This window comes from Bradyrhizobium sp. BR 1432, assembly GCF_051547705.1.
GTDB lineage: Bacteria > Pseudomonadota > Alphaproteobacteria > Rhizobiales > Xanthobacteraceae > Bradyrhizobium > Bradyrhizobium zhanjiangense.
In genome coordinates this window covers 6417229-6438246 of the sequence record NZ_JBPUGF010000003.1, presented here as the reverse complement: position 1 = coordinate 6438246, position 21018 = coordinate 6417229, and the positions used below count along the sequence as shown (strand labels likewise).

The window sequence follows — 21018 nt, the reverse complement described above, 5'->3', positions numbered from 1 at the left end:
CCTAGATTCCCTCAAATAGAGCCGTGGAAAGATACCGCTCGGAGAAGGACGGCACCACCGCCAGGATGGTTTTTCCCGCAGCTTCTGGCCGCTTGCCGATCTGAAGCGCGGCCGCGATCGCGGCGCCCGAAGAGATGCCGCCCGGAATGCCCTCATGCCGCGCCAGCGCGCGCGAGGCCTCGATTGCCGTCGTCGAGTTGATCTTCACGATCTCGTCGATCACGGAGCGATCGAGGATGTCGGGGACGAAGCCGGCACCGATGCCCTGGATCTTGTGCGGGGTGTGCTGGCCACCTGACAGCACCGGGCTCTCCTCCGGCTCGACCGCCACCACCCGCAAGGAAGGTTTGCGCGGCTTCAGCACCTGGCCGACGCCTGTGATGGTGCCTCCGGTGCCGACACCGGCGACGAAGACATCGATGTTGCCGGCCGTGTCGTTCCAGATCTCTTCCGCCGTGGTGCGGCGGTGCACCTCGGGGTTGGCGAGATTCTCGAACTGCTGCGGCATCACCGAGTTCGGCGTCGTCTTCAACAGTTCTTCCGCGGCGGCAATGGCGCCGTTCATGCCTTGGGCTGCCGGCGTCAGCACCAGTTCCGCACCGAGAAAGGCCAACATCTTGCGCCGCTCGATCGACATCGACTCCGGCATCACCAGTTTGAGCCGGTAGCCGCGCGAGGCCGCGACGAAGGCAAGCGCGATTCCGGTATTGCCGGAGGTCGGCTCGATCAGCACAGTGTCGGGCTTGATGATGCCCGCCTTCTCCATGGCGATGATCATGGCCGCACCGATGCGGTCCTTCACGCTCGCGGCCGGATTGAAATATTCAAGTTTTGCCAAAATGGTCGCGTTCACGCCGTGCATGCCGGGCAGTCGTTGCAACCGCACGATCGGCGTGTCGCCAAAAGCCTCGACGATCGAGTCATAGATCCGGCCGCGGCCGGGTTGGTGCGCTGCACCCGTCTTGGACGACGCGTCCATGATGAACTCCCTGTGGCAACAATCTGCGCTTTCACGGCTCTCGCGCAGTTACGGACAGCTTGCAGCGACACGCAAGCGACAATGCGGCACATGTTAAATACGCTGCATCGCAAAATCACGTGAGCTGCAAATATTCAGAAAAGCAACGCATTTGTGTTGCGACCTCGTCAACTGATTCGGCTTATGTTAGACTTAGGTCTCAAAGCAGGGAGGTCACCACGATGTCAGCAGCTGCTGAAGTGTTGTCGACCGTCGCGCTGAACCGCTATCCGCGCTGCAGCGAGTTGCCTACCTGTCCGGTCTGCGCCGACTCCATGGTCGCCGCCGAAGCATCTGCCTACGTCTCCGACCACGTGATCAGCTATCTCTGGACCTGTGACAATTGCGGCTATGGCTTCGTGACCAAGCATGCCGTCAAGCAGCGCTTCGTCTGCAATTAATCTAGCGCGGGGCTATGTCGCCCCTCGTCCAGTCCTCGCGCGTACGCTGATAGAACTCCTCGAACCTTCCCTGTGCGACCGCGTCCCTGATGCCGTGCATCAGGGATTGGTAATAGGCGACATTGATCTCGGACAGCAGCATCGCCCCCAGCGTCTCGCCCGCCTTGACGAGATGATGCAGATAGGCGCGCGCGCAACTCCGCGTCGACGGCCATGAGCTCTCTTCATCGAGCGGACGCGGATCGTCGGCGTGGCGTGCGTTGCGCAAATTGACCTGGCCGAAGCGCGTGAAGGCGACCCCGTGACGGCCATTGCGGGTCGGCATCACGCAATCGAACATGTCGACGCCGCGCTTCACTGCCTCGAGGACGTCGTCGGGCGTGCCGACGCCCATGAGGTAGCGCGGCCGCTCTCTCGGCAGCAATGGTGCGGTCTCCTCGATCATCGCCAGCATCACCGCCTGCGGCTCGCCGACGGCAAGGCCGCCGATCGCATAGCCGTGGAAGCCGATCTCGACCAGGCCTTGCGCGCTGGCATGGCGAAGCTGCGGCACGTCGCCACCCTGCACGATGCCGAACAGCATGTAACCGGCGGGCGCGCTCGCGAAGGCCCGCTTGCTACGCTCGGCCCAGCGCAGCGACAGGTGCATCGCCCGCTCGATGTCGTCACGCTCAGCCGGTAGCCGCACGCATTCGTCCATCTGCATGGCGATATCGGAGCCGAGGAAGCGCTGCACCTCGATCGAGCGCTCCGGCGACAGCTCGACCTTGGCGCCGTCGATATGCGAGCGGAAGGTGACGGCGTGCTCGCTGACCTTGCGCAGATCCGCCAGCGACATCACCTGGAAGCCGCCGGAATCCGTCAGCATCGGCCCGTTCCAACCGGTGAATGTCTGCAAGCCGCCAAGCGCCGCAATCCGCTCGGCCCCGGGCCGCAGCATCAGATGATAGGTGTTGCCGAGCACGATGTCGGCGCCGGCGTCGCGCACCTCGCGCCAGTGCATGCCCTTCATGGCGCCCGCGGTGCCGACCGGCATGAAGGCCGGCGTTCTGACCGTGCCGTGTGGCGTGGTTAGGCGCCCGGTGCGCGCGGCGCCATCGGTGGCGAGCAATTCAAAGTGATTGGGAAGATCATTGTCGGGATTCATGGCGGTGCTTATTGCGTGTCGGAGAAGGCCGATCAACCCGCGCGAACCAGGCCAAGGCTGGCTTGTGCCTCAGACTGGGACACAATTGGAGCGGATATTGGTGCCAATTGCTCTTGTTAAACAAAACGATACAGTGTAGTTTTATCCTGGGGCTGGACGAGATTGCCGCGGCGAATTTGCCGGCGGCGGTATAAGCGTGATCGCCAGCCACCGACGATGCCCCTCCCTTCAAGTTCGACCAAAATTCCCGGCCTCTCGCAGGGCTGGATTGGGCGGATCGGCGCCCGCCTGGGCGCAGTCCTGGTCCTGACGTGCAGCCTGGCGCTCGGTGCCTGCACGTCCCTGCCCCGCACGCCCTATACGGCCGCCGAAGCCAGCACATCGCGTGTGCTCGATATCGATGGCCTCCGGCGCTACGCCGACGAGCCCGTCACGAAATTCAGCTTCGAGAAGGACACCGCGACCAAAACCTATCTGGCGCTATCCGGCGGCGGTGCCGACGGCGCCTATGGCGTCGGCGTGCTGAACGGCTGGACCGCAGCCAGAACCCGTCCCACCTTCTCGGTCGTCTCGGGTGTCAGCACCGGCGGCCTGATCGCGCCGTTTGCGTTCCTCGGCTCGCAATATGACGACACGCTGAAGGAAGTCTACACCAGCGGCATCGCGGAGAGCCTGCTGAACGATCCCAGCATCGTGCGGGTGCTGTTCGGATCCGGCCTGTTCGGCAACACGCGGCTGCGCGAGCTCGTCGCCCGCTATGTCGGGCCCGAGATCATGGCGCAAGTCGCTCGCGAAAATGCCAAGGGTCGGAAGCTGCTGATCGTGACGACCGATCTCGACACCCAGCGGACCGCGATCTGGGACATGGGCAAGGTCGCCGCGGTCGGAACGCCCGAGGCGCTAAAACTGTTTCGCGACGTGATGGCGGCTTCCGCCAGCATTCCCCTGGTGTTTCCGCCGATCATGATCGACGCCGAAGGCCAGGGCCGCAGGTTTCAGGAGATGCATGTCGATGGCGGCGTGACGGCGCCGGTGCTGACGCTGCCGGAAGCCCTGCTCTTCCAGGGCAGCCGCCTGCCGGGCAACGCGAAGATGGACATCTACATCCTCGTTAACAAGAAGATCGAACGCAATTTCGAGCTCGTCTCCAACAGCACCATCGACGTCGCCTCGCGCAGCCTGTCATCGATCACCCAGTCGCAGACGCGCTCGATCATCTTCTCGACCTATGATTTTGCCAAGCGTAACCGCCTGGGCTTCCATCTCTCCTATATCGCGCGCGACTATCCGGCAGCGCCCTCGGAAGGATTCGACACTGCCTATATGCGGGCGCTGTATCAGTACGGATATGACAAGGCGGCGTCCGGCCAGGCCTGGACATCGACGCTTCCGTGATCCTTCGTGACGGAACGAGGCCATACGGAAACCGTTGACGATACGGCCAATTCGGCCAGATTCGCCATGACGCCCCCGCTCCCGCGCGATATAGAGCGAATGACTGATATCACGACCGCGCAGGAATCATTGGGCATGGGATTGACTGCGACCAAGACAAGAACCGCCTCGCCAAGGCGCGAGGTGCCGAAATCGCGCGGCGGCCGGCCGACGAAAACCGCCGCGATCGAGCGCGACCAGCGGCTGATCGAGGTCGCTACCCGCCTGTTCCTGGATCGCGGCTTCGATGCAACCTCGCTCGACGCCGTCGCGGAAGCGGCCCGGGTCAGCAAGCCCACTGTCTATTCCCGCTATGGCGACAAGCGCGGACTGTTTGCGGCCGTGCTGAGGCGCGAGATCGCGCGATGGCTTGCACCGCTGTCGGCGGCCGCGGAGACGCAGCTATCCAGCGCCGCGAACATCTCGGTGGAGCAGCGGCTGGTCGAGATCGGGCGCGAGATGCTGACGTTCACTTGCGGCCCCGACGCCGTCGCCTTCAGCCGCATGATGACGTCACAGGCCATCAACTTCCCTGACGTCGCCAAGCTCGGCAAGGAGGAAGGCTGGCTCAAGGCCGTCGCCACGACGGCACGCTTCTTCGACCGTCTGGTGGCGCAAGGCGCACTCGATGTCGAAGACACCACCATTGCCGCCGAGGTGTTTCTCGACGTCGTCGTCGGTCACACCCACCGCATGGCGACGTTCGGAACGGCGCTGGAGATGAAGGCCGCGGAAAAGCGGATGCGGGCGGCGATCAAGCTGTTCCTGGCTGGCGCGCTGGGACCCGCCGACCGCATCCAGAGCGCCGCAAAGAGCCCGCAGCGGCGCCCGTCCCGCTGACAATTCCGTGAGCGCGCGATCTATCCCCCAGGGAACCACGGCCTCGCCATTGACCAAAATAAAACGATACGGTATGGTTTAGTTACAAGGCGAGACGGACCGCTTTTTCACCAGCCCCAAAGAGGTCCGTCCCGCTTCGATCGTCGTGCCGGGTACAGCCCGATGCGGCGTTCCGCGGCCGACCGATGCCCAAGGTCGGCCGCGAATTCTTTACGATCATCCGGCACACTCGCTGGCCGAGGGTTTCGAGCATGACGACAGCCAAACGATGGACCTCGCAACTGCTTGCGATCGCCTTGCCCGCGCTGCTCCTCGCCGCACCGGCACAGGCGATCGTGACTGCGGGCACGCCGACCGCGCTTCACAGCGACACAGATAGTGATGCCGAAGCGGACCGCCAGGCAGTCAGCCGCGAGATCGAGCGCTTTCGCAGCTCGTCGATCTCGATCAGCCAAGCCATGGCGATCGCGGAAGGCCGGCACGCCGGCGCCACGACGGCGGATGTGAGTTTTGACGGAGCCTCCGGTGTGCCGGTCTACCGCGTGAAGACCCTGCACAACGACCGGATCTGGCGCCACACCATCAATGCTGCGACCGGCGAGCTCGTCGGCGGCGAAGCCGCCCTTCCGCTCGCCGAGCTCGACCTTGAGGACCGCAGCAACCTCGCAGCGCTCGGCGCGATCAGGCATCGCCTCGCGGATGCCGTGCGCGTCGCCGAACGCGCGGCCTCGGGCAAGGCGATCAGCGGCGGGCTGGTGCGCGAACGCGGCCGGCTCAATTTCGCGATCGTCGTGATCAGCGGCGACGACCTCAAGGAGGTCATTCTGGAGCCGCCGGGCGCACGGGCCAAATAGCGACGGGCCCCGGCATCGACCGGAGGCGAAAAGCCATTGACGGCTGCAAGACTCTCCCGCATAAGTCGCCGCCATGTTCACGACCACCAAACGCACGACCAAAACCACCACGGCCTCAGGGGCCCGGGGAGGCGTGCGCGCGTAGGTCGTCGACTTAAACGCATCAGCTCTACCGAAGCCCCGCCCTCGATGGTCCGGGGCTTTTTTGTTGTCTAAATTCTCAATGCAATGGAGGACAAAGTGAGTAACGATCCCGTCGTCGCGATTGTCGGCGTCACCGGTGCGGTGGGCGCCGAATTCATCGCCACCATGGACAAGCGCGGCTTTCGCGCCGGTAAGCTCAGGGCGCTGGCCAGTGCCCGCTCGGCCGGCAAGACGGTGTCGTTCCGCGGGCAAGAGGTCGTCATCGAGGAATTGACCGAGCGTTCCTTCGAGGGCGTCGACATCGCCCTGTTCTCCGCCGGCGGCAGCATCTCCAAGAAGTTCGCACCGATCGCGGTCAAGGCCGGCGCGGTCGTGGTCGACAACTCCTCCGCCTTCCGCATGGACCCGAACGTGCCGCTGGTGATCCCCGAGATCAACGCGAACCGCATCCGCGATCACAAGGGCATTATCGCCAACCCGAACTGCGCCGCGATCACCGCGCTGGTGCCGCTGTGGCCGATCCACCAGAAGAATCGCATCAAGCGCGTGATCATCGCGACCTATCAGGCGGCCAGCGGCGCCGGGGCTGCGGCGATGGAGGAGCTCGTCGAATCCACCCGCGCCAATCTCAACGGGCAGGTCTATACGCCCAGGGTGATGCCGCACCCCTACGCCTTCAACCTCTTCAACCACAACACGGCGGTCGATCCTGACACCGGCTACAACGACGAAGAGACCAAGGTCATCAAGGAGACCCGCAAGATTTTCGAGGACGAAACCATTGCAGTCGGCGTCACCTGCGTGCGCGTGCCGGTGCTGCGCGCTCATTGCGAGGCCATCACCTTCGAATGCGAGAAGCCGATCACCGAGGACCAGGTCCGCGCCATTATGGCGCAGGCGCCCGGCGTCAAGGTGGTCGACGATCGCGCCAAGAACTACTTCCCGATGCCGATCGACGCCTCGGGCCAGGACGACGTCCTGGTCGGCCGCATCCGCAAGGATCTCAGCGATCCCTCAGGGCATTCGATCTCGATGTTCGTTGCGGCGGATCAGCTGCTCAAGGGCGCGGCGCTCAATGCGGTGCAGATCGCCGAGCTCTTGCCGCAGCGGGTGATGGCATAACCGGTATCGTAGGGCGGGCAAAGGCGCGCAAGCGCCGTGCCCACCACTTCACTCGCGCAATCAGGAAAGATGGTGGGCACGCTTCGCTTTGCCCACCCTACGGCCCTGCTCGAAACAACAAGCACGCATCCCCGTACGAATAAAACCGATAACCAGCCGCGATGGCGTGCGCATACGCTCGCTTCATCGTCTCCAGGCCAGAGAATGCCGACACCAGCATGAACAGCGTCGACTTCGGCAAATGGAAATTGGTCAGCAGGATATCGACGGCGCGGAAGCGATAGCCGGGGGTGATGAAGATCGACGTCTCCGCGGCGAACGGCTGGATGCTGCCGTCCTCCGCGGCGGCGCTTTCCAGCAGCCGCAGTGACGTGGTGCCGACGGCGATGATGCGGCCGCCGTTCTTGCGCGCGGCGTTGAGCCGCTCTGCGGCCTCGGCCGAGATCGTGCCCCACTCGGGGTGCATCTTGTGGCCTTCGGTATCGTCCACCTTGACCGGCAGGAAGGTCCCTGCCCCGACATGCAGCGTGAGGCGGTTGATGCCGACGCCGCGGTCGCGCAGCGCCTGCTCCAGCGCCGGGGTGAAATGCAGCCCGGCCGTCGGCGCGGCGACGGCGCCTTCGTTCGCCGCGAACATGGTCTGGTAGTCGGCGAGATCCTGATCGTCAGGCGTGCGCTTGGAGGCGATGTAGGGCGGCAGCGGCGGGCTGCCGAGATCGGCGATGGCCTGGTCGAGCGCGGGACCGTGGAACGAGAACGACAGCGTCACTTCGCCTTCACTGCCCTTGGCTTCGACCTCGGCGTCGAGATGGCCGAGCAGGCAGACCTTGCCTTCATTGCCAAAGCGGATGCGGTCGCCGGCTGTGAGCTTCTTCGCCGGCTTCACCAACGCCTGCCAGCGCGAGCCGTCGAGGCGCTTGATCAGCGTCGCATCGATCCTCGGCTCGGTCTCACGCCCGATGCGACGGCCCCTCAGCTGCGCCGCGATCACCTTGGTGTCGTTGACGACGAGCTGGTCGCCCGGCTTCAGCCATTGCGGCAGGTCAGAGATGGTTTGGTCGCGCAACGCGCCATTCTCGACGACCAGCATCTTCGCGGAGTCGCGCGGGCTCGCCGGGCGCAACGCGATGCGCTCGGCAGGCAGGTCAAAATCAAAGAGGTCGGTGCGCATGTCGGGCCGGGCGCGGCAAAGCCAAACCCTCATGGTGAGGAAGCGCGTTAGCGCCGTCGCGAACCATGAAGGCCGAGCTGCAGCAGCGGGGCCTTCATCCTTCGAGACGCGCGTTCCGCGCTCCTCAGGATGAGGGTCGAAGGCTTATTCCTTATCCGCCGCCATCCGCGCCTTGACGATCTTGTCGGGGTTCTGCACGGGCTCGCCGCGCTTGATCTTGTCGACGTTCTCCATGCCCTCGATGACCTTGCCCCACACCGTGTACTGGTTGTCGAGGAAACGGGCGTCGTCGAAGCAGATGAAGAACTGGCTGTCGCCGGAGTCGGGATTGGCGGCGCGCGCCATCGACACGGTGCCGCGCACATGCGGCTCCTTGTTGAACTCGGCCTTCAGCTTCTTGCCGGAGCCGCCGGTGCCGGTGCCCTGCGGGCAGCCGGTCTGCGCCATGAAGCCGTCGATCACGCGATGGAACACGATGCCGTCGTAAAAGCCCTCGCGGACCAGCTCCTTGATGCGCGCGACATGACCGGGCGCGAGATCAGGCCGCATCTCGATGGTGACGGGGCCCTGCGTGGTCTCGAGGATCAGGGTGTTTTCGGTGACGCTCATGCTCGTCTCTCTTGCGTTGGGGGTGAAGTCTTCCGGGTGCGGAACTGGATCGCGAATGGACGCCCCGCAGCAGCGCCAGCCATTGCATCGGTAAATGGCACCGGCGTGCAGCGTTGCAACGCTTCCATCACCGCGATCCGGTATTGCAGCCGGTCGTTGTCGGAGGCCTCCGCGGATTCATAGGTAATCCTCGGACGGCCCAGAATGTTTCCGGCCCGGTTAAAGCTCACGACGACGGTGATGTCGAGTGGGCGCGCCTTGGCCGGCGGCTTCCAGCAGGTGCGCAGATGCCGGAAAATGTCCTGGATGGTGTTGACCTGCGCGTTTTCGGCCGCCGTACTGGAGATGCCGAGCAGCAGCATCGCGGCAACCAGCACGAGCTTGCCACCGCGGCGCGCCATCGTCCTCTCCTACTTGACGTCGGATGCGACCTGCACCTTCACCATCTTGTCGGGATCGGTGACGGTGCCGCCGGCCGAGCCGGGCGGTGCCTTCTTCAGCTTGTCGACGACGTCCATGCCCTGCACGACCTCGCCGATCACCGTGTACTGGTTATCGAGGCTGCCGCCGTCGGCGAACATGATGAAGAACTGCGAATTGGCGCTGTCGACGCTGTCACCGCGCCGCGCCATCCCGACGATGCCGCGTGCAAAGTGCACCTTGGAGAATTCCTGCTTCAGGTTCGGATATTTCGAGCCGCCGGTGCCGTTGCCGTTCTGGCCATCGCCGGTCTGCGCCATGAAGCCGTCCATCACGCGGTGAAACGGCACGTTGTTGTAGAAGCCCTCACGCGCGAGTTGCTTGATGCGCTCGGCGTGCTGGGGCGCGATGTCGGTCCGGAGCTTGATGACGATGCGGCCCTTGGTGCTGTCGATGACGATGGCGTTGGCCTTGTCGAGGTTCGCCGGCAATTGCTGCGCCACCGCCGGCACCGCGAACACAAGCGCGGCAAGAACTGCGAGAATTCGGATCATGACAACTCCGGTCAGATGAGAGAGGAAGCGCGCCGTTATCAGGCGAATTTTGCCTTGAGCTGTGCCGCAACCAGCGGCGGGACGAAGGCCGAGACGTCTCCGCCCATGCCGGCGATCTGGCGCACCAAAGTGGCGGTGATCGGGCGAACCATGGGAGAGGCCGGCAGGAAGACCGTATGCACCTCCGGCGCCATGGCCTCGTTCATGCCGGCAAGCTGCATCTCGTAATCGAGGTCGCTGCCGTCGCGCAGGCCCCGGATCATGATGGTCGCACCGTGCTTGCGCGCCGAGGTGACCGACAGATCGTCAAAGGTCACCGCTTCGAACACGCAGCCGGCCTGGGCCGCCACCGGCCCGCAGACCTCGTGCAGCATCTTCAGCCGCTCCTCGGTCGAGAACAGCGGCTTCTTGCCGGGGTGGACCCCGATCGCGACAACCAGCCTGTTCGCACAGCGACACGCTGTGCCGGACCACGTCCAGATGGCCGTTGGTGATGGGGTCGAAGGAACCGGGATAGAAGGCGATGCGCGGCATGGTCTCCTCCTACCGCGCCCGGCCCGGCCCGGCAAGCCGGGCGGGTTCCCTGGCGGTTTTTCCGCAAAACCATGTCGGAATCCCCGAATTGTTTCGTCCTGAGGGCGGCCACGAAACAAAGGGCGCAGCAACGAAACCATTTCCCGCTCCGGCGAAGACGTCTGGAAACTGGCCATGGTTACTTATCCAGCCAACGAATGACGGGCCGCACACAAGGCGCAGCGGCCGCATCACAGGGGACTGTCAATGATCAAGGCTCTTTCGGCGATCGCCATCTCTGCATGTGTTGCTGCCGCCCTCACCCTGCTGCCCGGCTTCGCCCCGACGGTCGAAGCCAGCGTGCCGCAGCCGCTGGCCAAGAGCGACCGGCTCGACATCCGCAGCATCGGCAAGGACTGCTCGCAGCAGGCCTGGCCGAACTTCGAAGCCTCGTGCCTGCGCCGCGCCGGCACCAAAGCCGATGTCCGTGAGGCACGCCTCGTGACCGCTGATCGGACCCCGTAGTCGGATCTGTCAGTTTCACGTCAGCTAGTCCGCTATAGACCCAACACAACCCCATGGATATTTGCGACGTCTCGTCGCAGACTGCATGACGCTCGCGCCCGTCGGAATGGCCCGCCGGGCGCGTTTCCATCGGGGTCGCCATTGTCCAGTACGCCCGCAGTCGCTTCCGGCCACCATCCCGATCCGCTGCCGCTTGCCATGACCATGGGCGCCCTCGGGGTGGTCTATGGCGATATCGGCACGAGCCCCCTCTATGCCCTGAAGGAAGCCGCCAAGGCGGCTGCCCATGGCGGCACATTAAGTCACGATGCTGTCCTGGGGGTTGCCTCGCTGATCCTCTGGGCGCTGCTGCTGATCATCTCGCTGAAATACGCGCTGCTGATCCTGCGCGCGGACAATCGCGGCGAAGGCGGCATCGTCGCGCTGCTGGCGTTGCTGCATGCCCGCAACGCCCAGCCCGGCACCTGGCGGGCGCATCTGCTGGTCGTCGGCCTCGTCGGCGCCGCCCTGCTCTACGGCGACGGCGCGATCACGCCCGCAATCTCCGTGCTCAGCGCCATCGAAGGCCTCAAGGTCGACGCCCCCTCGCTTGCGCCCGTGGTCGTGCCCGTGACCATCGCCATCCTGATCGGCCTGTTCATGATGCAGAAGCAGGGCACCGGCTTCATCGGCCGCATCTTCGGCCCGGTGATGCTGACCTGGTTCGTCGTGCTGGCCGCGCTTGGCATCCACGGCATCGTCAAGGCTCCGGCGGTGCTGGCGGCGCTGAGCCCGTTCTATGCCTTCGACTTCCTGATCCACCAGGATTTCCATGTCTCCTTCGGAATTCTCGGCGCGGCCTTCCTCGCGGTGACCGGGGGCGAAGCCATGTATGCCGACATGGGGCATTTCGGCCGCTTCCCGATCCGGCTCGCCTGGTTCGCGGTGTGCCTGCCCGCGCTGGTGCTGAACTATTTCGGCCAGGCCGCGCTCTTGATCACCGATCCCGCCATGATCGAGAACCCGTTCTTCCAGCTCTGTCCCGACGCGCTGCACTATCCGCTGGTCGCCTTCTCGGCGGTCGCCACCGTGATCGCTTCGCAGGCGATCATCTCCGGCGTGTTCTCGTTGACCCAGCAATCGATCCAGCTCGGCTTCCTGCCGCGCATGCTGATCCGTCACACCACGAGCGCTGCGATCGGACAGATCTATGTGCCGCTGGTGAATTGGCTGCTCGCAGCCGCAACGCTCGGGGCGGTGCTGAGCTTCGGCTCCTCGGACGCCCTCGCCGGCGCCTATGGCATCGCAGTGTCGCTGCTGATGGCGATCACCACGCTGCTGGCCGCCCTGGTCGCGATCCAGTGGGGCTTTTCGCCCTGGCTCGTCGTCGCCGTGAACGGCTTCTTCTTCGTGATCGACCTGATCTTCTTTGCGGCGAACTCGATCAAGCTGTTCGAGGGTGGCTGGTTTCCGCTGCTGCTCGCCGGCCTCGTCGCGTTCCTGATGCTGACCTGGCGCGCCGGCGTGAAGCTGGTCGAGGCGGCCCGCGCGCGGCTGCGCCAGCCCGAGGAGGACCTGATCGAGACGGCCATCAACAAATGCCGCGCCAGGCTGCCCGGGACCGCCGTGTTCCTTGCCTCCGCGCAGCGCGGCGTGCCGCTGGCGCTGACCCAGTTCGTCAAGCACAACCGCGTGCTGCACGAACGCGTGCTGCTGGTCACCGTGCTGATCGAGGAGTCTCCGCACATTCCCGACGACGAACGCGCCGAGATCATCGACATCATCCCCGGCATCACCCGCGTGATCCTGCATTATGGCTTCATGCAGAACCCCACGATCTATGAGGGACTGAAGCTCACTTGCCGCCAGGGCAAGCTGCCCGGCATCGACCTCTCCGACATTACCTACTACGTCGGTCGCGAGACCATTATCCCGAGCGAGGACATCCCGGGCATGTGGGTCTGGCGCGAAGGCGTGTTCGCCTTCCTCCAGCGCAACGCAGAACGCTCCGCCGCGTTCTTCGGCGTGCCGACCAAGCAGGTCGTCGAGTTCGGCACGGAGCTCGAGATTTAGCCGACGCGCTGCGCGCATCGCGTAGCGAGAATGCGCGCAGCGATGCCCCACCGGCACTGGCTGCGACAAGACCCGCGCTGACGAGCATGCCGGCGCGCCGGGCGCTGGAGGCGTTGGCTTCAGCAAAACAGCGTCCGCTGCCCGGCGAATTGGAACCAGGTGGATCGCCTTCGGTTGGTTCCGGCGAGATCAATCCTGGGCCGGTGCTCCCCATGAACCCTGGCGCCAACGTCACATTCAGCAACTTGCGCGCTGTCGTCATCCTGATCGTGGTCGCCTTCCATTCGGCCCTTCCCTACCTCGCCTCTCAGCCGCCGCATCCGTTCGCCTTCGACGCGCCGCCCTATCGGTGGATCGCGTTTCCGATCATCGACCGCGAGCGCTGGTTCGGGCTGGACCTGTTCTGCGCATGGCAGGACGTCAGCTTGATGTCCCTGATGTTCCTTTTGGCGGGCCTGTTCACCCGCACGGACTCATCCGCAAGGGTGGCCCCGCCTATCTCGCGGAGCGGTGGTGGCGAATTGGATTGCCCTTCGTCCTGGCGGTCACGTTTCTCAGTCCGGTGGCGTACTACGCCTCATATCTGACGACCGCGACCGACACGTCGCCTGCGGCATTTTGGCAGCATTGGCGCGCTTTGCCGATGTGGCCCGCGGGCCCGCAATGGTTCTTGTGGCAGCTTCTGCTGCTCAGCGGTCTGGCTGCAGCGCTGCATGAGCTCGTGCCATCGTGGCCACGAGCCGCGAGCCTCATCGTCGCCAAGTGCGACGATCGTCCCCTGCTGTTCTTTGCAGGCCTCACAATTCTGTCGGCACTGGCCTATGTCCCGCTTGCGATGATCTTTACGCCCTGGGAATGGACCTTTTTCGGCCCATTGTCTTTCCAGCTAAGCCGCCCGCTGCACTATCTCCTCTATTTCTCCGCGGGATTTGCCATCGGCAGCTACGGCTGTGATCGCAGTATCTTCCGCATCGACGGCCCACTCGCGCGCCACTGGCCCACCTGGGTTGCCGCAGCATGTGCCTGCTTTGCACTGTGGGGCGGGCTGACCTCGCTGACGATGCCGGATTGGAATGCCAGCCCGCCCGCATACCGTCTCGCCGCGGCTTTCGCCTTTCCCCCTGCATGCGCAACAGGCGTGATCGCTTTCGTGGCCAGTTCGCTGGCATTGTTGCGTCGCCGCTCGGCGCTCGCCGATAGTCTTTCGACCAATGCCTACGGCATCTACCTCACGCATTACCCGTTCGTGCTGTGGCTGCAATATGCGCTGCTCGGCACGAGACTGAATGCCGTCGCTAAAGCCGCGTTCGTCCTCATCGTGGCACTGGCTCTGAGCTGGGCCGCGAGCGGATTCCTCGCCGCAGGCGTCAGACTGCTGGTGCACCGGCATTCCGGACTCCCGGGCAAGGGCGCTATCTCAGATCAACCTCGATGACGGAACGTCCATGTCACTGGTCCCGACGCTCGCGTCCCGCAATCTCTTCCACGATCGCCTGCGTTTTGTCGCGACACTCGTAGGCATCGTATTTTCGGTCGTCCTGGTGATGATCCAGATGGGCCTATTCCTGGGCTTCGGTCGCATGGTGACAACGATGATCGACCATGCGTCAGCCGATCTCTGGGTGCTACCGAGGGGAGCGAAATGCTTTGAGGATCCTTCGTTGCTGGATGCGAAGCTGCGCGACAAGGTCGCATCCGTCGATGGCGTCGCCTCCGTGGTCCCGCTGGTCATCGGCTTCTCGGACTGGCGCCTCGAGAGCGGCGAGATGACACCGATCTTTGTTGTCGGCGCCGATTTGCGTGATGGAAGCCTGAGGCCATGGAACGTGGTCGAGGGTGATGTTCGCGCGCTCTCGCAAAATGGAGCCGTGGTCGTCGACCGCTCCTACTACGAACGCCTCGGCGTCTCAAAAATCGGATCAACGGCCGAGATCCGCGGCCGCCGCGTGAAGGTCGTGGCCTTGACCGACGGCATCCGCTCCTTCACCACGACGCCCTATGTCTTCGTCGACCTGAAAAACGCTCGCACCTACACCGGAGCCTTTCCCGATCGCGCCAGCAACCTCCTGGTTCGCCTCAAGCCCGACGCCGACCGCGACACAGTTCTTAAGGCCGTTCGAGCTCAGGTTGGTGAGCACGAGGTGCTTACGACGGATGAATTCCGCAGCCGTAGCCGCTCGTTCTGGCTGTTCGGGACCGGCGCCGGCGCTGCGCTGTTTGCCGGCGCATTGCTGGGGGTGATCGTCGGCACCGTCATCGTCGCGCAAACACTCTATTCGAGCACCAAGGATCACCTCAGTGAATTCGCCACCCTGCGGGCAATGGGTTCGTCGAATGCATATATTTACAGGGTCATCATCTATCAGGCGCTCCTCAACGCGATCATCGGCTTCATCATTGCGACTGCGATCGGCGCTGTCGTTGTGGAGATGACTGCCAAGAGCGCGTTGCCCATCGTCATCACGCCGTGGCTAATTGCAGCCCTGTTTGTGCTGACGGTCGTGATGTGCGTAGCGTCGGCGATCGGCGCAATCGTGCGTGTAGTGCGGATCGATCCAGCAACGGTATTCATGCGATGAACGAAATCATCATTGAGGCCACTGCGATCAAGAAAACGCTTGGGCGTGGCGCTGGCGAGGTGAAGGCGCTGCGCGGGATTGACCTCACGCTGCGACGCGGCGAGTTCACACTGCTGATGGGACCGTCGGGCAGCGGCAAGACGACGCTGCTGCTCGTGCTCGGATGCATGCTGGCACCAAGTTCGGGCGCGCTCACCGTGTGCGGCACGCCCACGTCGGGCGTCGACAAGGAGGGACTGGCCAGAATCAGGCGCGACCATATCGGCTTTGTGTTCCAGTCCTATCATCTGTTTCCGACGCTCACCGCTGCACAGAACGTGCAACTCGCCCTCGACATCCGTCATGAGAGTGGACGCAAGGCAAGGAAACGGGCGCGGGAAGCACTGAACCTGGTTGGTCTGGAGCAGAAGGCCGATACCTTGCCGGGCGAGCTCAGCGGCGGTGAGCAGCAGAGGGTCGCGATCGCGCGAGCCTTTGTCGCCAATCCCTCGGTCATTCTCGCCGACGAGCCAACTGCCGCGCTCGACGGCAATAACGGGCGAAGCATCATGCGGATTCTCGCCGATGCAGCCCATCAGCGCGAGCGCGCCGTGCTCGTCGTGACGCATGATCCGCGAGTCATTCCCTTTGCGGATCGCATCGTCGAGATCGAGGATGGCCTGCTGGTCGACACCGGATCCGGCGAACCCGAGCGGCTGCACCTGCCAAAGGCGGCCGCATTCAGGCCGTAAGACCCAAGCGAATGAAGCAAGAGGACGCACCATGAGCTTGCGCGCGGAAATGCTGCGTCTCGGCATCCGCATGTTCCTGAAACGGCACCGTCAGCCATTCGATGTCGGGACGTGGCGGGCCAACATGCATCGCATGGAGCGATGGGTGCCTCGTCCGCCACGCAGCACAAAGACAAGCGTCGTGCAGGCCAGTCACCTCAGACTACACCGGATCGCCACCCCGGCGTCGCGTCCGGGACGCAACGTGCTATACCTTCATGGCGGCGCTTATGTCTCGGGCGCGCCGATCTACTACCGGCATTTCACCTGGCGCATTGCCAATGTGACTAGGTCGACGGTCTGGGCCCTTGAATATCGCCTCGCACCCGAACATCCGTTTCCGGCCGCACTGGACGACGCCGTGGCGGGTTTTCTCTGGCTCGCCGGCGAGACGGGCGATCCAGGCGAACTGTTCGTGATGGGTGATTCAGCCGGTGGAGGATTGGCCCTGTGCCTTCTCATGAGGCTGCGTGACGAACGCAAGCCGCTTCCTGTCGCCGCCGTTGCCATGTCACCTTGGACCGATCTCGCGCTCACCGCGCCCTCGTTGATCGAGAATGCCGCATCAGATCCGATGTTGAACGTGCACGATGTTCCGGAATTCGTGCGTTGCTATCTGGCAGGCGCCGACCCCTATAACCCCCATGCCTCGCCGCTCTATGGCGATGCGTTCGGCCTTCCGCCGGTGCTGATCCATGTCGGCAGCGACGAGATCCTGCGGGATGACGCGGTCCGCATGGCCGACAAGCTGAAACAAGGTAATCCGCGGAGCCGCCTGGAGGTCTGGCCGCGCATGCCGCACGTCTTCCAGCTCTTCGTTCCGGTGCTGCCGGAAGCCCATGCGGCCATCGCTCAGATCGGAGAATTCATCTCCAACCTGCGTTGCGATACAGCTTCGTCGGCGCCCGGGCCAGCCGAAGCGCGATGAGATCAGGATGAATCGTCATCGCGCTTATTGTTCGAGCATGATCTTTCGGAAAACCGCTGCGCGCTTTTCCGGATCATGCGCTAGGCTCCACCGCCGTTGCCGTTCTCTCCATTCCCGCTCTCGGCCTCTTCCGTGATGTGCTCGACCGAGACGACGTGCTCGTCCTCGGCCGTGTCGAACACGATCACGCCCTGCGTCGAGCGGCCGGCGATGCGGATGCCTTCGACCGGGCAGCGGATCAGCTGGCCCTTGTCGGTGACCAGCATGATCTGGTCGGCGTCTTCCACCGGGAATGAGGCCACGAGGTTGCCGTTGCGGTTGTTGACGCTCATGGCGACGATACCTTTGCCGCCGCGGCCCGTGGTGCGGTACTCGTAGGACGAGGTGCGCTTGCCGTAACCGTTGACCGACACGGTGAGCACGACCTGCTCCTGCGCCGACATCTCGGCGTAACGCTCCTGGGCCAGCTGGAAGCTGCCGGAGGCCTCCTCGGCCTCGCCGTCCACGGCGGTCTCCTCAGTCGCAGCTTCGCCGGCGACCGCACGGCGCATCTTCAGATAGGCCGAGCGCTCGTCCGAGGTGGTCTCGACATGGCGCAGGATCGCCAGCGAAATCACCTTGTCGCCCTCGCCAAGCGCGACGCCGCGCACGCCCATCGAGGTGCGCCCGGTGAACACGCGCACGTCGGTGACGGGGAAGCGAATGCACTGGCCGCCGGCAGCGGTCAGCAGCACGTCGTCGCGCTCGGTGCAGATCTGCACGTCGACGATCGCCTCGTTGTCGTCGAGCTTCATCGCGATGATGCCGGAACGGCGGACGTCGACGAAGTCGGACAGCTTGTTGCGCCGCACGTTGCCACCTGTGGTGGCGAACATCACGTCGAGGTTGGCCCAGGTCGATTCATCCTCGGGCAGCGGCATGATGGTGGTGATGCGCTCGCCCTGCTCCAGCGGCAGGATGTTGATCAGCGCCTTGCCGCGCGCGTTCGGCGCGGCCATGGGCAGGCGCCAGACCTTTTCCTTGTAGACCTGGCCGCGCGAGGAGAAGAACAGCACCGGCGTGTGCGTGGAGGCCACGAACAGGCGGCTGACGAAATCCTCGTCGCGGGTCTGCATGCCGGCGCGGCCCTTGCCGCCGCGGCGCTGCGCCCGGTAGGCCGACAGCGGCACGCGCTTGACGTAACCGGCGTGCGAGACGGTGACGACCATGTCCTCGCGCTGGATCAGGTCCTCGTCCTCGACCTCGCCTTCCTGCTCCATGATCACGGTGCGGCGCGGCGTGGCGAACTCGGCCTTCACCTCGGCGAGCTCGGTCTTGATGATCTCGAGAATGCGGGCGCGCGAGCGCAGGATCTCGAGATAGTCGCCGATCTCGCCGGCGAGTTTTGACAGCTCGTCGCCGATCTCGTCGCGGCCGAGCGCAGTGAGACGTGCCAGGCGCAGTTCCAGGATGGCCTTGGCCTGATCCAGTGACAGGCGGATGGTGCCGTCCGCGTTGATGCGGTGGCGCGGATCGTCGATCAGCGTGATGATGTCCTCGACGTCGCGCGCCGGCCAGTCGCGCGTCATCAGGGTGTTGCGCGCAGCGGCCGGCGTCGGCGAGGTGCGGATCACCTTGATGATCTCGTCGATGTTGGCGACCGCGATGGCGAGGCCGACCTGCTCATGCGCGCGCTCGCGCGCCTTGCGCAGCTTATACTTGGTCCGGCGCGTGACGACCTGCTCGCGGAAGCCGACGAAGATCGTCAGCATATCCTTCAGGTTCATCGTCTGCGGACGGCCGGAATCGAGCGCGACGGCGTTGACGCCGAAACTCGTCTGCAGCGGCGTGAACTTGTAGAGCTGATTCAGCACCACGTCGGGCACGGCATCGCGCTTGAGCTCGACGACGACACGGTAGCCCTCGCGGTCGGACTCGTCGCGCAGATCGGAGATGCCCTCGATCTTCTTTTCCTTGTAGAGTTCGGCGATGCGCTCGACCATCGTCGCCTTGTTCACCTGATACGGGATCTCGGTGATGACGATCGCCTCGCGCTCCTTGCGGATCGTCTCGAACGTGACCTTGCCGCGCATCACGATGGAGCCGCGGCCGAGATGGTAGGCGCTGCGGATGCCCTGGCGGCCCAGGATGATGCCGCCGGTCGGGAAATCCGGACCCGGGATGATGTTGTTGAGCTCGTCGATGGTCAGCGACGGATTGTCGATCAACGCCAGGCAGGCATCGATGACCTCGCCGAGATTGTGCGGCGGGATGTTGGTGGCCATGCCGACCGCGATGCCGCCGGCGCCATTGACCAGCAGGTTCGGGAACCGCGCCGGCAGGACCACCGGCTCCTTGGTCGAGCCGTCGTAATTGTCCTGGAAGTCGACGGTTTCGTTGTCGATGTCGTCGAGCAGCTTCAGCGCGATCTTGGTCAGGCGCGACTCGGTGTAGCGCATCGCCGCCGGCGGATCGCCGTCGACCGAGCCGAAATTGCCCTGCCCGTCCACCAGCAGTTCGCGCATCGAGAACGGCTGCGCCATGCGCACCAGCGCGTTGTAGATCGCCTGGTCGCCATGCGGATGGTATTGGCCCATGACGTCGCCGACGATACCGGCCGACTTCTTGTGCTTCTTGTCCGGCGTGTAGCCTTCCTCGTTCATCGAGAACAGGATGCGGCGATGCACCGGCTTCAGGCCGTCGCGCGCATCGGGCAGCGCGCGCGACACGATCACGCTCATGGCGTAATCGAGATAGGACTTCTTCATCTCGTCGAGGATGGAGACGGGGCGAATGTCCGAGGGTTGCGCCGGCTGGTCGCCGGGCTTGTTGTCGTCGTCAGCCAAGGGGAAATCCGGTGAGGTTTTATCTGGGAATCATATAGCGCATCGGGGGCCGGATAACCACCCTCGCGAAGGCCCTGGCAAGCGATTTTTCCGCCTATTTTTCCAATAACTTAAGCCCTTCCGAGTACTGCTTCCGAGAGGCCCGGAATCCCCTCCAAAATGACTTCACGCGCCTGGAAAACCGCACAGCGAGCGGGCCCTGTCAGACGGTTTGCCCATGGGCAGCCCGAGCTCACGTCGAACATGAAGCGGGCCCGGAAAATCCGAGCCTGACCCGCCGATTAGTAGAAATTGCTGACACGACACGCCCGGCGCAACCCGATCAGGTAATGCGCCTTGGCCGCGCGATCCGTGCTCTCAGAACGGGATATCGTCATCCATGTCGCTGTTGCGACCGCCGCCGGCGGCAACAGGACGGCGCGGTGCGCTGCTGACGGGACCGGAGGAGCCGAAATCGCCGCCCGGCTCATCGCCGAAGCTGCCGCCTCCTCCGCCGCCGCCGCGGCCGTCGAGCATCGTCAGCGTCGAGTTGAAGCCCTGGAGCACGACCTCGGTCGAGTACTTCTCGACGCCGCTCTGATCGGTCCATTTGCGAGTTCTGGAGCGCGCCCTCGATGTAAACCTTGGCGCCCTTCTTCAGGTACTGCTCGGCAACCTTGCACAGCCCTTCATTGAAGATCACGACGCGATGCCACTCGGTCTTTTCCTTGCGTTCACCGGTATTCTTGTCGCGCCAGGTATCCGAGGTGGCGATGCTCAAATTCGCGATCGGCCGCCCGTCCTGGGTGCGGCGGATCTCGGGATCCTTGCCGAGATTTCCAACCAGAATGACCTTGTTGACGCTTCCCGCCATCGCCGCTCTCCACTCCAATGCCACTGAATTTCAAAGGCGAAAGTCCGCTCCTCGCGTTCCTCCGCCGCCCTGTTGAGGCGACCCTATACGCTTGCGGACGCCGCTCAGCCCATCACCCCCAAGGTTATCCCCACATATAGCATCGCCATCCGCTTCGTTCCAGATTTGTTCTTTGTGGCGATCGGGCGAACGTCGGCCCAGTCCGGCTACGATTGGCGATGAAGAAGGCAGCCTCCGGATGGAACTTTTTGGGTTCCCG

At 64.1% G+C, this 21018-nt stretch carries 19 protein-coding genes and 2 pseudogenes; 12 read left to right on the top strand and 9 right to left on the bottom strand.

Features of this window, described 5'->3' with window-relative positions; all coding sequences use genetic code 11:
• Position 1: 1 nt before the first annotated feature.
• Positions 2–979: a cysteine synthase A gene (gene cysK / locus ACSKB8_RS31260; protein ID WP_438108241.1), complete on the bottom strand. Its 978-nt coding sequence runs from the start codon at positions 977–979 to the stop codon at positions 2–4.
• Positions 980–1200: 221 nt separating this feature from the next.
• On the opposite strand from cysK, the gene ACSKB8_RS31255 reads away from it, so the two are divergent.
• Positions 1201–1419, top strand: coding sequence for a hypothetical protein (locus ACSKB8_RS31255; RefSeq protein ID WP_370987247.1), 219 nt, complete (start codon positions 1201–1203; stop codon positions 1417–1419).
• A 1-nt stretch (position 1420) separates the two neighbouring features.
• On the opposite strand, the gene tgt is transcribed toward ACSKB8_RS31255, so the two are convergent.
• Complete coding sequence (tgt, locus tag ACSKB8_RS31250) at positions 1421–2566, bottom strand: tRNA guanosine(34) transglycosylase Tgt (protein WP_438108239.1); 1146 nt, start codon at positions 2564–2566, stop codon at positions 1421–1423.
• A 216-nt stretch (positions 2567–2782) separates the two neighbouring features.
• Here tgt and ACSKB8_RS31245 point away from each other — a divergent pair, with 216 nt between their 5' ends.
• The 4 genes from ACSKB8_RS31245 to ACSKB8_RS31230 all read left to right on the top strand — a co-directional run bounded on the left by ACSKB8_RS31245 (position 2783) and on the right by ACSKB8_RS31230 (position 6960).
• Positions 2783–3961, top strand: coding sequence for a patatin-like phospholipase family protein (locus tag ACSKB8_RS31245; protein ID WP_438108237.1), 1179 nt, complete (start codon positions 2783–2785; stop codon positions 3959–3961).
• 135 nt (positions 3962–4096) lie between these two features.
• A complete protein-coding gene (locus ACSKB8_RS31240; RefSeq protein ID WP_438110759.1) occupies positions 4097–4840 on the top strand; it encodes a TetR/AcrR family transcriptional regulator in 744 nt (247 codons plus the stop codon).
• 251 nt (positions 4841–5091) lie between these two features.
• Positions 5092–5694: a PepSY domain-containing protein gene (locus ACSKB8_RS31235; RefSeq protein WP_438108235.1), complete on the top strand. Its 603-nt coding sequence runs from the start codon at positions 5092–5094 to the stop codon at positions 5692–5694.
• Between the two features lie 228 nt (positions 5695–5922).
• Entirely contained in the window at positions 5923–6960 is a 1038-nt protein-coding gene (locus ACSKB8_RS31230) for an aspartate-semialdehyde dehydrogenase (protein ID WP_438108233.1), read from the top strand.
• A 97-nt stretch (positions 6961–7057) separates the two neighbouring features.
• Here the strand turns inward: ACSKB8_RS31230 and queA are convergent, their stop codons facing one another.
• The 5 genes and pseudogenes from queA to coaD all read right to left on the bottom strand — a co-directional run bounded on the left by queA (position 7058) and on the right by coaD (position 10248).
• A complete protein-coding gene (queA, locus tag ACSKB8_RS31225) occupies positions 7058–8131 on the bottom strand; it encodes a tRNA preQ1(34) S-adenosylmethionine ribosyltransferase-isomerase QueA (protein ID WP_438108231.1) in 1074 nt (357 codons plus the stop codon).
• Between the two features lie 144 nt (positions 8132–8275).
• Positions 8276–8740 carry a peptidylprolyl isomerase gene (locus ACSKB8_RS31220; protein WP_438108230.1) on the bottom strand — a complete coding sequence of 155 codons (465 nt, stop codon included), beginning with the start codon at positions 8738–8740 and terminating at the stop codon, positions 8276–8278.
• Complete coding sequence (locus tag ACSKB8_RS31215; RefSeq protein ID WP_438108228.1) at positions 8737–9141, bottom strand: hypothetical protein; 405 nt, start codon at positions 9139–9141, stop codon at positions 8737–8739. The genes ACSKB8_RS31220 and ACSKB8_RS31215 overlap by 4 nt, the downstream gene beginning before the upstream one ends.
• 9 nt (positions 9142–9150) lie before the next feature.
• A complete protein-coding gene (locus tag ACSKB8_RS31210) occupies positions 9151–9714 on the bottom strand; it encodes a peptidylprolyl isomerase (RefSeq protein ID WP_091897764.1) in 564 nt (187 codons plus the stop codon).
• A 38-nt stretch (positions 9715–9752) separates the two neighbouring features.
• A pseudogene (gene coaD, locus ACSKB8_RS31205) lies at positions 9753–10248 on the bottom strand (pantetheine-phosphate adenylyltransferase).
• 246 nt (positions 10249–10494) lie between these two features.
• Between coaD and ACSKB8_RS31200 the strand changes: the two are divergent.
• From ACSKB8_RS31200 to ACSKB8_RS31170, 7 genes are all read left to right on the top strand, one after another.
• A complete protein-coding gene (locus tag ACSKB8_RS31200; protein ID WP_128933644.1) occupies positions 10495–10752 on the top strand; it encodes a hypothetical protein in 258 nt (85 codons plus the stop codon).
• A 198-nt stretch (positions 10753–10950) separates the two neighbouring features.
• The gene (locus tag ACSKB8_RS31195) at positions 10951–12804 is read left to right on the top strand and encodes a potassium transporter Kup (protein WP_438110757.1); all 1854 of its coding nucleotides are present in this window, start codon (positions 10951–10953) and stop codon (positions 12802–12804) included.
• A gap of 86 nt (positions 12805–12890) precedes the next feature.
• Positions 12891–13391, top strand: coding sequence for a hypothetical protein (locus ACSKB8_RS31190; RefSeq protein WP_438108226.1), 501 nt, complete (start codon positions 12891–12893; stop codon positions 13389–13391).
• The gene (locus ACSKB8_RS31185) at positions 13331–14239 is read left to right on the top strand and encodes an acyltransferase family protein (protein WP_438108224.1); all 909 of its coding nucleotides are present in this window, start codon (positions 13331–13333) and stop codon (positions 14237–14239) included. Before ACSKB8_RS31190 ends, ACSKB8_RS31185 begins: the two co-directional genes overlap by 61 nt.
• A 10-nt stretch (positions 14240–14249) precedes the next feature.
• Positions 14250–15383, top strand: coding sequence for an ABC transporter permease (locus ACSKB8_RS31180; protein ID WP_438108222.1), 1134 nt, complete (start codon positions 14250–14252; stop codon positions 15381–15383).
• Positions 15380–16114 (top strand): ABC transporter ATP-binding protein, encoded by a 735-nt coding sequence (locus ACSKB8_RS31175; RefSeq protein WP_438108220.1) that lies wholly within the window; start codon positions 15380–15382, stop codon positions 16112–16114. Before ACSKB8_RS31180 ends, ACSKB8_RS31175 begins: the two co-directional genes overlap by 4 nt.
• 31 nt (positions 16115–16145) lie before the next feature.
• A complete protein-coding gene (locus tag ACSKB8_RS31170) occupies positions 16146–17081 on the top strand; it encodes an alpha/beta hydrolase (protein ID WP_438108218.1) in 936 nt (311 codons plus the stop codon).
• 80 nt (positions 17082–17161) lie between these two features.
• Here the strand turns inward: ACSKB8_RS31170 and gyrA are convergent, their stop codons facing one another.
• Both gyrA and ACSKB8_RS31160 read right to left on the bottom strand, forming a co-directional pair.
• A complete protein-coding gene (gyrA, locus tag ACSKB8_RS31165; RefSeq protein WP_438108217.1) occupies positions 17162–19906 on the bottom strand; it encodes a DNA gyrase subunit A in 2745 nt (914 codons plus the stop codon).
• Positions 19907–20263: 357 nt separating this feature from the next.
• Positions 20264–20759 (bottom strand): annotated as a pseudogene (locus ACSKB8_RS31160) (single-stranded DNA-binding protein).
• Positions 20760–21018: the final 259 nt, after the last annotated feature.

Coding starts and splice junctions, on each gene's coding strand:
- ACSKB8_RS31180 (WP_438108222.1), top strand. CDS start 14,250: ATGTCACTGGTCCCGACGCTCGCGTCCCGCAATCTCTTCCACGATCGC.
- ACSKB8_RS31240 (WP_438110759.1), top strand. CDS start 4,097: ATGGGATTGACTGCGACCAAGACAAGAACCGCCTCGCCAAGGCGCGAG.
- ACSKB8_RS31220 (WP_438108230.1), bottom strand. CDS start 8,740: ATGAGCGTCACCGAAAACACCCTGATCCTCGAGACCACGCAGGGCCCC.
- ACSKB8_RS31235 (WP_438108235.1), top strand. CDS start 5,092: ATGACGACAGCCAAACGATGGACCTCGCAACTGCTTGCGATCGCCTTG.
- ACSKB8_RS31200 (WP_128933644.1), top strand. CDS start 10,495: ATGATCAAGGCTCTTTCGGCGATCGCCATCTCTGCATGTGTTGCTGCC.
- ACSKB8_RS31170 (WP_438108218.1), top strand. CDS start 16,146: ATGAGCTTGCGCGCGGAAATGCTGCGTCTCGGCATCCGCATGTTCCTG.
- ACSKB8_RS31230 (WP_438108233.1), top strand. CDS start 5,923: ATGGAGGACAAAGTGAGTAACGATCCCGTCGTCGCGATTGTCGGCGTC.
- ACSKB8_RS31195 (WP_438110757.1), top strand. CDS start 10,951: ATGACCATGGGCGCCCTCGGGGTGGTCTATGGCGATATCGGCACGAGC.
- cysK (WP_438108241.1), bottom strand. CDS start 979: ATGGACGCGTCGTCCAAGACGGGTGCAGCGCACCAACCCGGCCGCGGC.
- ACSKB8_RS31215 (WP_438108228.1), bottom strand. CDS start 9,141: ATGGCGCGCCGCGGTGGCAAGCTCGTGCTGGTTGCCGCGATGCTGCTG.
- ACSKB8_RS31210 (WP_091897764.1), bottom strand. CDS start 9,714: ATGATCCGAATTCTCGCAGTTCTTGCCGCGCTTGTGTTCGCGGTGCCG.
- tgt (WP_438108239.1), bottom strand. CDS start 2,566: ATGAATCCCGACAATGATCTTCCCAATCACTTTGAATTGCTCGCCACC.
- ACSKB8_RS31255 (WP_370987247.1), top strand. CDS start 1,201: ATGTCAGCAGCTGCTGAAGTGTTGTCGACCGTCGCGCTGAACCGCTAT.
- ACSKB8_RS31245 (WP_438108237.1), top strand. CDS start 2,783: ATGCCCCTCCCTTCAAGTTCGACCAAAATTCCCGGCCTCTCGCAGGGC.
- ACSKB8_RS31190 (WP_438108226.1), top strand. CDS start 12,891: ATGCCGGCGCGCCGGGCGCTGGAGGCGTTGGCTTCAGCAAAACAGCGT.
- queA (WP_438108231.1), bottom strand. CDS start 8,131: ATGCGCACCGACCTCTTTGATTTTGACCTGCCTGCCGAGCGCATCGCG.
- ACSKB8_RS31175 (WP_438108220.1), top strand. CDS start 15,380: ATGAACGAAATCATCATTGAGGCCACTGCGATCAAGAAAACGCTTGGG.